The sequence below is a fragment of the Oleiagrimonas sp. genome (assembly GCF_027858935.1).
Lineage (GTDB): Bacteria > Pseudomonadota > Gammaproteobacteria > Xanthomonadales > Rhodanobacteraceae > Oleiagrimonas.
The window spans coordinates 1-14,466 of record NZ_JAQIBU010000032.1; the positions used below are offsets into that span (position 1 = coordinate 1).

15 protein-coding genes are annotated in these 14,466 nt (G+C 64.0%); 8 read left to right on the forward strand and 7 right to left on the reverse strand.

Features of this window, described 5'->3' with window-relative positions:
* Positions 1-402 (forward strand): carbonic anhydrase (locus PF446_RS01230; protein WP_298068896.1); only part of this gene is annotated, 402 nt, incomplete at its 5' end.
* 117 nt (positions 403-519) lie between these two features.
* On the opposite strand, the gene hutG is transcribed toward PF446_RS01230, so the two are convergent.
* From hutG to PF446_RS01255, 5 genes are read right to left on the reverse strand one after another with little or no spacing between them, the layout of a single operon-like run.
* Complete coding sequence (gene hutG, locus PF446_RS01235) at positions 520-1,296, reverse strand: N-formylglutamate deformylase (RefSeq protein WP_298068898.1); 777 nt, start codon at positions 1,294-1,296, stop codon at positions 520-522.
* A gap of 44 nt (positions 1,297-1,340) precedes the next feature.
* Positions 1,341-2,693: a glutathione-disulfide reductase gene (gene gorA, locus PF446_RS01240; RefSeq protein WP_298068900.1), complete on the reverse strand. Its 1,353-nt coding sequence runs from the start codon at positions 2,691-2,693 to the stop codon at positions 1,341-1,343.
* Entirely contained in the window at positions 2,694-3,956 is a 1,263-nt protein-coding gene (locus PF446_RS01245; protein WP_298068902.1) for an FAD-dependent oxidoreductase, read from the reverse strand.
* Positions 3,957-3,999: 43 nt separating this feature from the next.
* The gene (locus PF446_RS01250; RefSeq protein WP_298068904.1) at positions 4,000-5,475 is read right to left on the reverse strand and encodes a glycine betaine ABC transporter substrate-binding protein; all 1,476 of its coding nucleotides are present in this window, start codon (positions 5,473-5,475) and stop codon (positions 4,000-4,002) included.
* A complete protein-coding gene (locus PF446_RS01255; RefSeq protein WP_298068906.1) occupies positions 5,472-6,236 on the reverse strand; it encodes an ATP-binding cassette domain-containing protein in 765 nt (254 codons plus the stop codon). The genes PF446_RS01250 and PF446_RS01255 overlap by 4 nt, the downstream gene beginning before the upstream one ends.
* A 204-nt stretch (positions 6,237-6,440) precedes the next feature.
* On the opposite strand from PF446_RS01255, the gene PF446_RS01260 reads away from it, so the two are divergent.
* The 5 genes from PF446_RS01260 (at position 6,441) to PF446_RS01280 (ending at position 10,636) form a co-directional block, all read left to right on the forward strand.
* Positions 6,441-6,749 carry a hypothetical protein gene (locus PF446_RS01260; protein WP_298068908.1) on the forward strand — a complete coding sequence of 103 codons (309 nt, stop codon included), beginning with the start codon at positions 6,441-6,443 and terminating at the stop codon, positions 6,747-6,749.
* A gap of 183 nt (positions 6,750-6,932) precedes the next feature.
* The gene (locus tag PF446_RS01265) at positions 6,933-7,376 is read left to right on the forward strand and encodes a C40 family peptidase (RefSeq protein WP_343224639.1); all 444 of its coding nucleotides are present in this window, start codon (positions 6,933-6,935) and stop codon (positions 7,374-7,376) included.
* A 288-nt stretch (positions 7,377-7,664) separates the two neighbouring features.
* Positions 7,665-9,365 (forward strand): APC family permease, encoded by a 1,701-nt coding sequence (locus PF446_RS01270; protein WP_298068910.1) that lies wholly within the window; start codon positions 7,665-7,667, stop codon positions 9,363-9,365.
* 67 nt (positions 9,366-9,432) lie between these two features.
* Positions 9,433-9,831 (forward strand): MAPEG family protein, encoded by a 399-nt coding sequence (locus PF446_RS01275; RefSeq protein WP_298068912.1) that lies wholly within the window; start codon positions 9,433-9,435, stop codon positions 9,829-9,831.
* 55 nt (positions 9,832-9,886) lie between these two features.
* Positions 9,887-10,636 carry a CPBP family intramembrane glutamic endopeptidase gene (locus tag PF446_RS01280; protein ID WP_298068914.1) on the forward strand — a complete coding sequence of 250 codons (750 nt, stop codon included), beginning with the start codon at positions 9,887-9,889 and terminating at the stop codon, positions 10,634-10,636.
* Positions 10,637-10,709: 73 nt separating this feature from the next.
* Here the strand turns inward: PF446_RS01280 and PF446_RS01285 are convergent, their stop codons facing one another.
* The gene (locus tag PF446_RS01285) at positions 10,710-11,315 is read right to left on the reverse strand and encodes a class I SAM-dependent methyltransferase (protein WP_298068915.1); all 606 of its coding nucleotides are present in this window, start codon (positions 11,313-11,315) and stop codon (positions 10,710-10,712) included.
* A 130-nt stretch (positions 11,316-11,445) separates the two neighbouring features.
* On the opposite strand from PF446_RS01285, the gene PF446_RS01290 reads away from it, so the two are divergent.
* Together PF446_RS01290 and PF446_RS01295 are read left to right on the forward strand one after the other, a co-directional pair.
* A complete protein-coding gene (locus tag PF446_RS01290) occupies positions 11,446-12,993 on the forward strand; it encodes a DUF1800 domain-containing protein (RefSeq protein ID WP_298068917.1) in 1,548 nt (515 codons plus the stop codon).
* Between the two features lie 9 nt (positions 12,994-13,002).
* Positions 13,003-14,193, forward strand: coding sequence for a DUF1501 domain-containing protein (locus PF446_RS01295; protein ID WP_298068919.1), 1,191 nt, complete (start codon positions 13,003-13,005; stop codon positions 14,191-14,193).
* Between the two features lie 6 nt (positions 14,194-14,199).
* Here the strand turns inward: PF446_RS01295 and PF446_RS01300 are convergent.
* On the reverse strand, positions 14,200-14,466 hold a 267-nt coding region (locus PF446_RS01300), incomplete at its 5' end, for a sensor domain-containing protein (RefSeq protein ID WP_298068921.1).

The window sequence follows — 14,466 nt, forward strand, 5'->3', positions numbered from 1 at the left end:
GAACACGTGTTGGTGGTCGGGCACTACGGCTGCAGTGGTGTCGGTGCAGTGCTGAAAAAACAGCGTCTTGGCCTGATCGACAACTGGCTGCGGCACGTGGAGGACGTGGCGCAGCAGCACATCCATGCGCTCGACGACAAGCTCTCCTTCGAACAACGGCATGCGCGGCTGTGCGAACTGAACGCCATCGAACAGGCCATGCACGTGTGCGCCACCACCATCGTGCAGGAGGCCTGGCAGCGCGGACAGGCGTTACGTGTACATGCCTGGGTGTACGGGCTTTCGGACGGGCGCATCAACGACCTGGGCCTGGATGTACACGAACTTGGGTCGATGCCGCAGTCCTATCGGCATGCGCTGGATACGCTGATCGGGAAATGGGAGCGTGAGGACGCGGGATAAGCCTGCGGACCCCAGCTGAACAGGCACATACCCACCCGATGGCAATGGCATTGCCGGCAACACCCACGATGCCGACTGAAGCCCAGACGAAGTGAACCGGCACGCAAACAGTATCGATCAGGACAGGCAAATTTCCAGCAAACCACGGATCAGGGACTGCACCTTGGCTGCACGTTCGGGAAGATACTCGAAGCGATCCTCATCCATGTAGTTGACCTGGGCCAGCTCCAGTTGCACGGCATCGATGCCTGCGTCCGGCGCGCCGTAATTGCGGGTGATATAGCCCCCTTTGAAGCGAGCGTCGAGTACATGGGTGTAGGTCTCTTGCGCCGCCAGCTCGGATGCAAGCCGTTCGCGCAGACGCGGCTGGCAACTTGCCCCTGCGTTGGTCCCGAGATTGAAATCAGGCAGACGCCCATCGAACAGCATCGGCACCTCGGCACGGATCGAGTGCCCTTCCCACAGCACCACGCGGCCATGCGCCGAACGCAGCCGATCCAGTTCCCCACGCAGGGCCTGGTGGTACGGCATCCAGTAGGTGTCCACGCGTGCGGCAATGGCTTCGGCATCCGGAGCACAGCCGTCACGGTAGATCGGTCGCCCGTCAAACATCACGGTCGGCACCAGTCCGGTCTCGCTGTGCCCCGGATACAGCGCGTGTCCATCGCAGGGACGGTTGAGATCAACCACGTAACGCGAATACCGCGGACGCAGGATGCTGGCGCCCAGCTCGCGAGCGAAGTCGTACAACCTGCCGACATGCCAGTCCGTGTCCGGCGAATGGCGCGCGTACTCGTGCATGCTCGCGGACAGGGCGCCGGGAATGGCGCTGCCATCGTGCGGCAGGCTGATCAGCAGCGGAGCGGTGCCAAGGGAAAGCGTGTAGGTCTGCATCAGCTTATTCTAGCGGTTCGGCCTCGAAACCCCTGTACCGACCGTCACTGCATCAACACCAGCTCCTCCGCCGAAGTCGGGTGAATCGCCACGGTGGCGTCGAAGTCCGACTTGCGTGCACCCATCTTTACCGCCACGGCAAACCCCTGCAGCATCTCGTCGCTGCCCGGACCGAACAGATGCACCCCAATCACGCGGTCGTCTTTGCCGCTGCAAACCAGTTTCATCAGCGACCTCTGCGGGTGATCCGACAACGCCGACTGCATGGGCGTGAAACACGCGCGATACACGCGCACGTTGTCACCATGGCGTTGGCGCGCCTGTGCCTCGGTGAGGCCGACCATGCCCAGAGGAGGATGCGCAAACACCACGCTTGGAATATTGGCGTACTCCAAATGCGCATCGTCCTGGCCGCCGAAAAGACGATCCGACAATTTTCGGCCCGCAGCAATGGCGACGGGGGTCAGTTCATCGCGACCGGTCACATCACCGATGGCATATACCCCCCGCACGCTGGTGTTCTGCCAGTCGTCGGTCTGCACATGCCCTTCGGCATCCAGCGACAGGGGTACGTTCTCCAGGCCGATGCATCTGCTGTTGGGCACGCGTCCGATGGCCCACAGCACGCGTTCGTACGGGGCGGCCATACTGTGCTCGATGCCGTCCAGCACCAGCCCGCCGTCCAGCTCACGCAGTCCCGGCACGAGGGCATGCAGGTGAACCCCGATGCCATCGGCACGCATCGAGTCAGCCAGCGCCTGACCCAGTTCTTCATCGTAATGGCTTAGCAACGTGGAGCGCGCGTACAGATCCACGCGTGCGCCCAACGCGTGCAGCACACCGGCCAGCTCGACGCCGATGTATCCGCCGCCAACCACCGCCACGCTGCGCGGGCAGCTGCGAAGGTCGAAAAAATCGTCCGACAGCATGCCCTTCTCGAACCCCGGCAAGGTCAGTCGCCGCGGTCGGCCACCGGTCGCGACCAGCACGTGCGGTGCCTCGAGCACACGGCCCTGCGCATCGACACGCCCGGGCTCGACCAGCTGCCCGCGCGCCGGGATCACCTCGATGCCCGATTCCTTCAAGCGCGTGCGGTAACTGTCTTGGATACGCTCGATGTAGTCCTGTCGGCGGGCGAGGAATCGCGACCAGTCCAGAACCCCGGACCGGATGTCGAAGCCGTACTCACGGGCGCGTTGCAGTTCGTGTGCGGTCTGGGCCGCATACCACATGGCTTTTTTAGGCACGCAGCCGAGGTTGACGCACGTGCCGCCGAGCGCATTCGGTTCCAGCAGGGCCACCCGCGCGCCATGCCGGGCCGCACGCAACGCCGAAGCCAGTCCGCCGGACCCGCCTCCGATCACGATATAGTCCAGTGCGCGCAAGGGCTGCGACAACTACAGGCCGAATCGACGCGGTGAAAACGCATCGATCCGGATGTCGCTGGCACCACCGCCGGCACCGCAGCACTCGGCCACGATCTCCGCCGTGGCTGCCGCCATGCTCATGCCGAGCATGCCGTGGGCGGTGGCGTACACCAGGTTCGACCAGCGCTTGCCGATACCGATGATCGGCAGCTGGTCCACGCTCATCGGCCGCCATCCCCACCACATTTCGCGCATCATCGGACCTGCTGGCTCTCGCAGGTAGCGGGCGGCAGCCCTCCGGATCGCGTTCAGCCGCACGTCGCGCAACTGGCTGTCATAGCCGGAGAACTCCAGCGTGCTGCCCAGACGGAATCCGGAGTCCCAACTGGTGACGCATACGCTGTCCTCGCGCAACATCAGTGGGCGCAGCGGCGCGCGTGGCGGGCGCGTCCAGGTCAGCGAATAGCCCTTGCCGGGCTGCATCGGCAAGCGCAAGCCGATCATGTGCGCAAGCTGTGGAGACCAGGCACCCAGCGCCATCACCAGCCGTTCCCCTGAATAGACCCCGCGATGAGTGCGCACGGCGTCGACGCGCTTGCCCTCGGTATGGAATTTTTCGATTCGGGCGCTCTCCTCGATGATGCCGCCCAGCTCACGGACCCGGCGAGCCAGCTCGTCGACAAAACGATCCGGACGCAGATGCGCATCCCCGGGATGGAAATAGCCACCCGACATGCCCGGCAAAAGAGCCGGCTCCATGGCTTGCACGGCAGCCCCATTCAGACGCTGCACCTCCAATCCGAGGCGCTCGAGCATCTCGGCATGCCACTCTGCTTCGCGAAATGATTGCGCATCGCGGTAGACGTACAAGCTGCCGTCGGCGGCGTATTCACAATCAAGCGGCTCCTCGCGCACCCATTGCGCGGTCAGCTGGGTTGATCGCTGCAGAAGCTGCATGCGCGCCTCGGCCGCGCGCTCGACCCGCGCCCATGAGGTGCGATGCGCCAGTTTCAGCAACCACAGGAGCCGGTTCAGATCCGGACGGGGGCTGATATACAAGGGAGCGTCACGGCGGAAGATCTGGCCCAGGGACTTGCGCAACATGCCCGGGACCAGCAACGGTATGGCGTGGCTGGGCGTCAGGGTGCCGCAATTGGCATGCGAGGCGCCGTTTCCGACCTTGCCCTGTTCGACCACGCGCACCGAAGCACCCGACTTGAGCAACTGCAAGGCCGTGGCCAGGCCGATGGCGCCACCGCCCAGAATCAGGACATCGCTTTTCCTGAAGGTCATGCCTGCATTCTACCCATGTCGTGCGTGAATCCTACTGCCTTGCCTATGACGAAGCCTGAAGCCGCAGACCCCGTGGGGTCAATCCGCGCTCGACAAGCTCGAACACGCCTTGCACCAGCAGCGCCAGCACCGCAGCCGGTATCGCGCCCTGGAGGATCAGGCCGATGTCGTCCAGGCGGATGCCTGTCAGGATCGGTTGCCCGTAACCACCGGCACCGATCAGCGCGCCCAGGGTCGCGGTACCCACATTGATCACTGCGGCGATCTTCACCCCGGCGAGAATCGAGCGCAGCGCCAACGGCAACTCGACGCGCCACAGGCGTACGTACGACGGCAGGCCCATCGCGGATGCCGATTCCAGCAGACCGGGCGCGATGCCGGTCAGACCGGCATGTGTGTTTCGCACCACCGGCAGAAGGCTGTAGAGAAACAGCGCCGCAATCGCCGGGGCCGCGCCGATCCCGAACAGCGGGATCATGAACACGAACATCGCCAGCGAGGGCACCGTCTGCAACACCCCCGTCAGAGCAATCACCCCCTGTCCCAGCCGCCGCCAGCGAGCCGCGAGAACCCCCAACGGCACCGCGATCAGCAATGCCAGGCCCAGCGATATGCCGACCAGCACAAGGTGCTCCAGGGTCCGTTGCCACAGGCGGTTCCAAAATCCCGGACCAGCAGCGGGCGGCGGCAGACCGAGGAAAGCGGCAGCCGTGGCCGTCTCGCTGCGACCGTCCAGTTTCACCTGCGCATTCATGCGCTGCATGGCGGCAAGCCGGATGCGTCCGGCCAACGACTGCAGCGCCTTGATCGCACCAGGAGCACGCTGGTCCAGATCCAGTCGATAAAGGAACACCGCGCGGTAATCTGGAAAATAATGCAGATCATCCTTCAGCAGGCGCAGGTGCTGACGCCGGACTTCGGCATCGGTGGTGTAGACATCGGTGACTGCGATGGCACCGCTGGCCAGCGCGCGATAGGCCAGATCGTGATCCATGCCGCGTACGGTCGTCTGCGGCAGGTCATAGGCCTGGCGCAGTCCTTTCCAGCCATCGCCCCGGTCCATGAACTCGTTGGAAAACCCGAAGCTGAGCCCGGGATGCTGGCGCAGGTCATCGATGGTTCGCACATGTAGTGCCTGCGCCCGCTTCATGCGCATGCCCAGGGCATAGCTGTCCTGGAAACCAAGTGAGTCGGTGATCCCCAGACCCAGCGGTTGCAGCCGCTTGCGCAACCCCGGGATGCCGATGTCGGCCGGTACGCCAGGCAACAGTTCCTGCACCAGCGTGCCGGTGTATTCCGGATAGGCATCGATTTCGCCCGTGCGCAGCGCCTTCCAGAGGATTCGCGTGCCGCCGAGGCTGCGCCGATGAACGGCCTCGATACCATGGGCGTTCAATGACAGACGCGCGACCTCGCCCAGCACCACCGACTCGGTAAATGCCTTCGATCCGATCCGCACCGGCAAGGCCTGGACAGTACTCGAAGCCAGCAGCAGGGCGACCAGCAGCACGCCTCTCATGCCCGCGTCTGCGGCAAAGAGCGCGCGCTATCGAGAAAGCGCCGCACGTGTGCATCAGCCGGCTGGCGCTGCAGCTGTTCGCAGGAGCCTTCCTGCAGCAACCGCCCCTCATGCATCAGTACCAGCCTTGGCGCCAGCCAGGCCGCCTCGGCCACGTCATGGGTCACCAGCACCACGGTCTTGTTCAAGCGCTCGAAAATTTCTCGCAACTCGTCCTGAAGGTCATGCCGCACGATCGGGTCAAGTGCACCGAGTGGCTCATCCAGCAACAGGGCCGGAGGATCGGGCATCAAAGCGCGCACCAGCGCCACGCGCTGGCGCTGGCCTCCCGAGAGCTCGAGGGGAAAACGCTGCAGAGCATGGCCGGGAAGGTGTGCAAGCCGAATCAGCTGCTCCACCCGTTCGGCGATACGACCCCGTTTCCAGCCCAGATAGCGGGGAAGCAAGGCAAGGTTGCCAGCCACCGTAAGGTGAGGAAACAGTCCACCCTCCTGGATCACGTATCCGATCTTGCGCCGTGCATGCAGCAAGTCCCTCTTGCCCAGGGGACGTCCCTCGAAACGGACTTCGCCGGCATCCGGTTGCACCAGCCCCACGAGCATGCGCAACACGGTCGACTTGCCGCTGCCGCTGCTGCCAATCAGGGCTGTGGTGGTGCCCTTGGCGAACCCCAGAGACAGGCCGTCCACCGCGGCCAGGGAGCCGAAACGCTTGTGCACGTCGCACAGCTCGAACACCGGCCCCGCATCGACGGCAGTCATGTGGTTTCCGGGCATGGTCGGCGATCCCCCCTGTCATGTCCTTCATGGTAATGCGGACTGCGCCTGCCTGCTGTGCGAATGCTCGCTGCACTGCAGCGTGACGCCCGTCACATTCATAGCATATGGCCGCCCTGGGTTTCTGGATCTACGGAGCCATTGGCATCATTCGTGCTAGGTCATGGGTACAGACAACGGAGCAATCCCATGTTCATCAGCAAACCTGAAATCTTGCTTGCACTGCGCTCAACCGAAAGCGGCTGGCTTGGTGTTCTGGCAGCGGTACTGGACGAAGCCAACCAGGACCCGCGTTTCGACTCGCGCCAGCGCGAAATCCTTGCCCAGATGCTGCAGCAGGACAGCATGGCATCGGAGATCGGCGTGGCGGCGCGCAAGTGCGCGACGCGCTTTGAATACGAGCTTGACCATGCATGCCGGAACACACTGGCAGAGCACATGCATACCGAATTGACCCAGACTGACACGCAGGGGCGGAAACTGACGTTGGTCGGCTAAACCGCCTGCTGATCACGTCACCAGCTAGCGAATGACATGAAGTCTTTCGCGCAAGACATTGATTTGATAACCTCGGAGCATCCGTTCCGGGGTTTTCTCATGTTTGCGGATCGTACCCGAACACGTTTTGTCTGCCACCTCGCAACCCAGCAGTCGCGCCGGTGGGCCGGACACCTGGTCTGCATGATGCTGATACTGACCCTGGCCGCCTGCGCCAGCGCCCCTTTGCGGCAGCCCCCGCAGCGCCAGGCCGAAGATGTGCTGTTTCATGCCATCGGACTGGTCGGCACCCCCTATCAATGGGGTGGCAACACGCCACAAAGTGGTTTCGACTGCAGCGGCCTGGTCGATTACGTGTTCAGCACCTCCGCCGGAGTGCAGTTGCCACGAACGTCGCGCGAAATGTCGCGCATGAACGCACCCAAGATCAGCAATACCCGCGACCTGGCGACCGGTGACCTGTTGTTCTTCCGTACCGAACACCATCGCATCAGTCACGTGGCCATCTACGTCGGCAAGGGGCGCTTCGTGCACGCGCCCAACAGCGGCGGTACCGTGCGTCTGGACAACCTCGACAATCCCTACTGGAGCCGGCACTTCGCCTTTGCGCGCCGCGTGCTCAACTGAACGTCCCTTCCTTGGTCCGGCTGCGCAGGACGGGCTTGATCGCAACCACGTCCGGCTCGCATATCCCTGGCGACTGTGCATCGGCCGGCTTTTCGCAGCACGCCTGACAGGTCCGCACAATCGTGCATTGCAGCAGGCGTGCGTTGTCATGAGCGATGCTTGTGTGTGCGACTCATACACGCCATAGTCAAAGCAAGTTGTGTCCAGCACCACGTCCACAGTCCTGCCTGTTGTGCAGTGTGCATTGACGGTGCCGGATACCCCGGTCAATCCATACGGGAGGAAACCATGGAACACACGGGCACCAAGGTGCAAAACAGCTCAGGCGAGGATCATCGCCTACGCCGGGACATCGGCATTATCGGTCTGCTTTTCACAGCGGTCGGTTCGATCATCGGCTCCGGCTGGCTTTTCGGCGCCCTGAACGCGGCAGAAACTGCCGGACCGGCATCCATCCTGGCCTGGGCCATCGGCGCCGTGATGATCATCTTCATCGGCCTGTGCTACGCCGAACTGGGCACGATGTTCCCTGTCTCCGGGGGCGTGGTCCGGTTTCCGCATTTTGCCTTCGGCTCCTTTGCCAGTTACACGCTGGGCTGGATCACCTGGCTGGCCGTAGCCTCGACCACCTCGATCGAGGTGCTCGCGGCACTGCAATACTCGACCAACTATCTGCCCTGGCTGCAGCAGCTCAAGGATGGCGTGCCGGTGCTCACCGTGCCCGGCTTCGTGGTCGCGGTCGCCCTGCTGGGCCTGTTCAGCCTGATCAACGTGATCGGCATCCGCTGGTTCGCCCGACTCAACAACGCGCTGGTGTGGTGGAAGCTGTTCATCATCGTGCTGGTGATCGTGATGTTCCTGGTCACGGCATTCAATGGTGCCAACTTCAGCCACGCCACGGCAGGCGGTTTCATGCCCTACGGCTGGCCGGGCGTGTTCTCGTCCATCGCCACCGCCGGCATCGTGTTCTCCTACCTGGGCTTTCGCCAGGGCGTGGAACTGGCCGGGGAAACCCGCAATCCGCAGCGCAACGTGCCGATTGCCATCATCGGCTCGGTCCTGATCACCGGTGTGATCTATGTCGCCCTGCAGATCGCCTTCATCGGCTCCCTGCCCGATGGCGCACTCGTTCACGGCTGGGCCCATATCGGCACCAGCTTCACCGGCGGCCTGGACCACATCGCTGCCACCTACGGCCCACTGGCGGCGATCGCCACGGTGATGGGCCTGACCTGGCTGGCCGTGCTGCTTTACATCGACGCCTTCATCTCCCCGGCCGACACCGGCCTGATCTACACCACGGTGACCGCACGCATCTCCTACGCCATGGGCCGCAACGGCAATGCGCCGTCGGCGCTGGCCAAGGTCAACAAGCATGGCGTGCCCTGGGTCAGCGTGATCGTGACCTTTGTCGCCGGCGTGGTCTTCCTGCTGCCCTTCCCGGGATGGCAGAAACTGGTGGGCTTCGTCACCTCGGCCACCGTGCTTTCGTTCGGGTCCGGCCCGTTGGCGCTGGTCGCGATGCGCCGCCAGCTTCCCGACCAGAAACGTCCGTTCCGTCTGCCGGTAGTGCATCTGCTGGCCTACCTCGGCTTTCTGTCCTCCAATCTGATCGTGTACTGGTCGGGCTGGGACATCGTCTGGAAACTCATGATCGCCGTGCTGATTGGCTATGTGGTCCTGATCATCCACGAACTGCGCAATTCCGAAACCACGCCGAACCTCGAACTGCGCTCCGGGTTCTGGGTACCGCTGTGGCTGGCCGGACTCACACTGATCAGCTGGCTGGGCGAATATCCGGCCCTGGACAAGCATGCCGGCAACACGGGAGCCCTCGGTTTCGGCTGGGCCACGCTGACCGTAGCGTTGTTCTCGGTACTGATCATGTGGGTCGCCATCCACATGCGCTTGCCTCCCGAACGCACCATCGAACATCTGAACGAGCCTGCACCTGAACAAACATCCGCGTTGAGCGAACCCAGTCCCTGACGATCCGGGTCCGGCGGTATCATCCGCCGGACCATTGGTTCCAACACCTGCTCTGGAGTATCACCCCATGCTGGCCCTGCTTCCCGCGCTGGTCATCGCGCTTACCGTGATTCTTCTGTTTGTCACTTCATACGCCGTCGGCCGCGCTCGCGGCCTGTACAAGATCAAGGCGCCCGCGATGACGGGCCACCCGATTTTCGAGCGTGCCTGGCGCGTTCAGATGAACACGCTGGAGGCCACGCTCATGTTCCTGCCTTCGCTGTGGCTTGCCGCCCACTTCTCAAGCGCGGCACTGGCCGGCTTCGTGGGCCTTGTGTGGGTCGCCGCGCGTAGCTGGTATGGCGTCGCCTACATCCGCAATCCGTCGCTGCGCGGCCTGCCTTTCATGATCGGAAGCCTGTGCATGGCCATACTTCTGGCCTCCGGCCTGATCGGCCTGATCCAGGGCATGTGGGCGGTCCTCTGAGCTCGTGACGCGTACGGATACATCCATTCGCAAGAACCAGAGCATGGACAGCGACTTGAACGGCCACGAGGAGCAGTCATCAACCGCCCCAAGCCTTTGGGCGGCAGGCAGTGCCCTGCTTGTCTATTTCATGATCCAGCTCGCGGTGGGTCTGATGATGGCGCTCGGGCTGTTGCTGTTCGCTGTGCTGTCCGGGAAAGACCATCCGACCGCCTTACTCGGTACCTCCAGCTTCAAATCACACGTGTTCTTGCTCGCGGTGCCCCTGTCCTGCGGCCTGTCGATCCTTTTGTACCGCTACTGGTTCAACCGCGCCTGGAAAGGCGTCGGCTTCACCGGACTGGGCATTCAGCCCCTTGCGCCGGGACGGGTCGGGCTGCACGTCCTGCTTGGCATGGGCGTGTCGATCATGGGGGGCGCTTTGGCTGCGATGCTGAGCCACGGCAAGAGCGTGCCCGAGGATATCGTGCAGATCCTGCTGCACTCTTCATTTGCGGTCCGGGTCGGGATCGCGCTCGCCGCCGTGCTGATCGTCCCGGTGGCGGAGGAAATCCTGTTTCGCGGCATTCTCCTGTCCGCCCTGCTCAGGCATGCCTCGCTGAGCGTGGCGGTCGGGTTGGACGCAACGCTGTTTGCCCTCGTCCACCTGCCCGACCTGGGCTGGAAACCCCAGGGCCTGCTGCCGCTGGCGCTGGTCGGCGGGGTGTGCTGCTGGCGACGCATACGGACCGGTTCGATCTACAGCGCCATCGCCGTCCACGCGGGCTTCAATCTATTGGCGGTGCTGGTGTTTTTCCTGCACTGAACCAGCCAGGCAGCGCGCCACGGCACGAACACCGATCGAAGCGTCCAGGCCGGGCACCGATGCAGCGCCGTGCTCAGCCAACGAGGACTTCCAGGGCCGTGGCTCTGGCGGCCAGTTCCGGGCCCAGGTAGCCATGCGACCCGCATGCAGTCAGTCCGGCTTCGGCGAAAGCACGCCGATACCAGGCCGCGCTGCGGGCGACGAAATTGTCCCGGTCACCCTCGATCGCATCCCCTGAAACATAGACCTCGATGAAAGCCATGCCGCGCAACAGTTCGGAGAATCCGGACAGGCCGCGACGGATTTCCGCCGGTTTCATGTAATGCAGCACATCGGCGCAAACGATCAGGTCGAACGGTTCCTCGAAACGCAGTTCCGCGAGTTGCCCGAACGTGGCCAGGCCGATACGACGGCTGCGGCCGTATCGCTGCACCACATACGCACTCGGATCCAGGCCGCGATAATCGATGTCCGGACGCAACCGGCGAAGCGCAGCACGCCAGGGCGCTTCACCGCATCCAACGTCGAGCACGTTGCGCACCGGCCGGCCGAGGTAGAACTCGGCCTGCGCCACCGCCAGCGCCACCTTGCGCCGGAGTATTGCCGGCGTCACCGCCATGTGGCGGGGGTCGCGGTACCACTTGTCGTAATAGGCTCGGTCGTAACGCTTGTCGGCCATTGCAGGTTGCTCATCACACTGGACATGGGCGACAAGGCTACCGGAAACCGGTTCGCAAGCGGCCCCGTCGCAGTCAACCAACTTCCCGGTGGCACGTTCTAGAGGACGTCATCCTGTCCGGAACGTGCCCATGGACCACCCGATCCCGACCTTGCAGCGACGCTTCGTTGCCGTCCTGGTCCTGTTCGCATGCCTGGGGCTGTCTGCGCAGGCACCAGCACCCGCAAGGGATGCTGCGCCGCCGCGCACCGGCGACATCGCCTGGCTGGACCGGATCACCTTCGGCGCTGACACGGCCGCGCTGCAGCGTCTGCAAAACCTGGGTCGCAAACGCTTTCTGGAACAGCAACTGACCGCCAGCGCGGGCCCCTTGCCGGATCAGGTAAAGCTTCAGATTGATCAACTGGGTGCCGAGTCGGTCAATGCAAGCGGGCGCATCGGGGAGTTGATGCGACTGCGCAAGCAGATCAAGGCATCGCAGGATCCGAAGCAGAAACTCGCGCTGCGCAAGCAGTTGCGCCAGCGTGGACATGCCCTCGCCGCCGCAGCCGCGCAAGCGCAAATCTTGCGCGCGATCTACAGCCCGAACCAGCTGCGCGAGCAGATGGTGTGGTTCTGGTCCAACCACTTCAGCGTGTTCCAGCGCAAGTCGGCGGTGGCCTGGTTCATCCCCGATTACATCGATCATGCCATCCGCCCGCACGCGCTGGGGCATTTCCGTGACCTGGTCATGGCCACACTGAAAAGCCCGGCGATGCTGCTGTACCTGGACAATATCCGCAACGTGCGCGGAAAGAACAATGAGAACTACGCACGCGAACTGATGGAACTGCACGTGCTCGGCGTGCACGCCGGCTACACCCAGCAGGACGTGCAGGCGATGATGCACATCCTCAGTGGTGCCGGCATCACGCCGCTCGCAAGACGGCTGCGCTTTGCTGGCGACGCTCCGGGGTTCGTGCATGACGGCGCGTTCCTGTTCAACCCGCGCCGCCACGACGAGGGCACCCAGGTCCTGCTGGGCAAGCGTATCGACGCGCACGGCTACCGGCAGATCGAGCAGGCGGTGGACTGGATCACCCGGCAGCCGGCCTGCGCACGCTTCGTCTCCGGCGAAATGGCCCGCTACTTCGTCAGTGACCACCCACCGCAAGCGCTCATTGACCGCATGGCGGCGACCTTCCAGCGCACCAACGGGGATATTGCCGCGGTGTTGCGCACCCTGTTCACCTCGCCCGAACTGCTCACCAGTGGCGACAAGTACAAGGATCCGATGCAGTTCACCGTTTCGGCCATGCGCCTGACCTATGACGGTCGCCCGATTCCGGATGCGCGTCGCCTGGTGCAGGCCCTGCAGCTCATGGGTGAGCCGCTGTACGGGCGTATCACACCGGATGGCTGGTCGCTGTCCGGCAGTGACTGGCACAGTTCGGGGCAGATGACCCAGCGTTTCCAGATCGCACGCCTGATCGGCACCGGGTTGGCCACGCTGCCACCCAAAGCCGACCGCGAGCAACGACGCGACGCTGTTGCCCAGGATATCGCCGGCAGTACCGTCTACCGCGTGGCCATCGCGCCGTACCTGTCCGCCAACACCCGTTCGGTACTGTCCTCCGCGCGCGACCCGCGCCTGTGGAACAGCTACCTGCTCGCTTCCCCCCAATTCAACCAACGCTGAGGACATCCCATGCATCGCCGCACTTTCCTCAAGGCACTGGCCACCCTGCCCGCACTGGCCTCGGTCAGCGGACGCCTGTTCGCAGCACCCGTCGGCACGCCGTACTTTCTGCTGGTATTCCTGCGCGGCGGCTACGACTGCAACCACCTGCTGGTGCCTTACGCGAGCGACTTCTACTACCAGGCACGCCCCACGCTGGCCCTGCCGCGCCCAAGCGACAATGCCGACGCCAGTCTGCGCCTGGACGATCACTGGGCGCTGGCGCCGTCGCTGCGTGAGCACTATGCACCGATGTACCGCAAGCGTCAGTTGGCCTTCGTGCCGTTTGCCGGCACCGGCGATCTCTCGCGCAGCCATTTCGAAACCCAGGACCACATCGAGCGCGGCTTCGGTACCGGGGCGGGACATGATCAGCGTTCCGGCTTCATGGCGCGCCTGGCCGGCGTGCTCGATGAACGCGGGCAGGCCATCGCCTTCACCCGATCGCTGCCGCTGAGCTTTGAAGGCGGTGGCGACATTCCCAACCTGGCCCTGAGCCGCGGAATGCGCGCCGGTTTCAACAAGGGGCAATCCGCGGCGCTTGAACGAATGTACGCGGACACCTCGCTGGCCGACACCGTGCGCGAGGGCATGGACCTGCGCCGTCAGGCCGCCAGCGACCTGCAGCAGGAAATGCAGCGCGCCGGTCGCGGCGCGATCGATCCCAACGGATTCGCCGGCCAGACCCGACGTATCGCCACGCTGATGCGCGACCGCTTCCGGCTCGGTTTCGTCGATGTCGGCGGCTGGGACACGCATGTTGGCCAGGGAGGCGCGGACGGTGCGCTGGCACGTCGGTTGAACTACCTGTCCAGTGGCCTTGCGGCCTTCGCTGAATCCATGGGGCCGGACTGGAACCGTACCGTGGTCGCGGTGGTGTCCGAGTTCGGTCGTACCTTCCGCGAAAACGGCAACGGCGGCACCGACCACGGCCACGGCACGGTCTACACCTTTCTCGGCGGCGCCGTGCGTGGCGGACGCATACTCGGAAACCAGCTCGACGTGGTGCGCGCAAATCTGCTTCAGGATCGCGACTACCGGGTCCTCAACAACGACCGCGAAGTCCTCGGTGGCCTGTTCGCGCGCCTGTGGGGGCTTTCCCGCAGCCAGACACAAACGATCTTCCCGGACGCGGCCCCGCGCGATCTGGGACTGGTCTGAACCTGATCAGAGCTTGTGGTCGCGGCCCCGCACCAGCAGATTCTTGGCCACCTGCCCGTGCAAGCTGCCGATCCCGCGCACCAGATGCAGCACCACGAACAAAAGCAGTACGCCGACCAGGCTGACTGCAGGTACCGACCACCACTGCCACGCATGCGGCGGCCAGACATGGCCGTCCACGTAGACATTGCTCATTTGTGCTTGCGGCAGGAACAGCGCAACCCACGGCGCCACTGCCAGCGAGAGTGACGTGGCGATACCGGTCACCACGAT

What these genes read in the sequence shown, in the direction of transcription:
- hutG (WP_298068898.1), bottom strand. Translation starts at nt 1,296, where the DNA reads ATGCAGACCTACACGCTTTCCCTTGGCACCGCTCCGCTGCTGATCAGC.
- PF446_RS01245 (WP_298068902.1), bottom strand. Translation starts at nt 3,956, where the DNA reads ATGACCTTCAGGAAAAGCGATGTCCTGATTCTGGGCGGTGGCGCCATC.
- PF446_RS01250 (WP_298068904.1), bottom strand. Translation starts at nt 5,475, where the DNA reads ATGAGAGGCGTGCTGCTGGTCGCCCTGCTGCTGGCTTCGAGTACTGTC.
- PF446_RS01255 (WP_298068906.1), bottom strand. Translation starts at nt 6,236, where the DNA reads ATGACTGCCGTCGATGCGGGGCCGGTGTTCGAGCTGTGCGACGTGCAC.
- PF446_RS01260 (WP_298068908.1), top strand. Translation starts at nt 6,441, where the DNA reads ATGTTCATCAGCAAACCTGAAATCTTGCTTGCACTGCGCTCAACCGAA.
- PF446_RS01265 (WP_343224639.1), top strand. Translation starts at nt 6,933, where the DNA reads ATGATGCTGATACTGACCCTGGCCGCCTGCGCCAGCGCCCCTTTGCGG.
- PF446_RS01270 (WP_298068910.1), top strand. Translation starts at nt 7,665, where the DNA reads ATGGAACACACGGGCACCAAGGTGCAAAACAGCTCAGGCGAGGATCAT.
- PF446_RS01275 (WP_298068912.1), top strand. Translation starts at nt 9,433, where the DNA reads ATGCTGGCCCTGCTTCCCGCGCTGGTCATCGCGCTTACCGTGATTCTT.
- PF446_RS01285 (WP_298068915.1), bottom strand. Translation starts at nt 11,315, where the DNA reads ATGGCCGACAAGCGTTACGACCGAGCCTATTACGACAAGTGGTACCGC.
- PF446_RS01290 (WP_298068917.1), top strand. Translation starts at nt 11,446, where the DNA reads ATGGACCACCCGATCCCGACCTTGCAGCGACGCTTCGTTGCCGTCCTG.
- PF446_RS01295 (WP_298068919.1), top strand. Translation starts at nt 13,003, where the DNA reads ATGCATCGCCGCACTTTCCTCAAGGCACTGGCCACCCTGCCCGCACTG.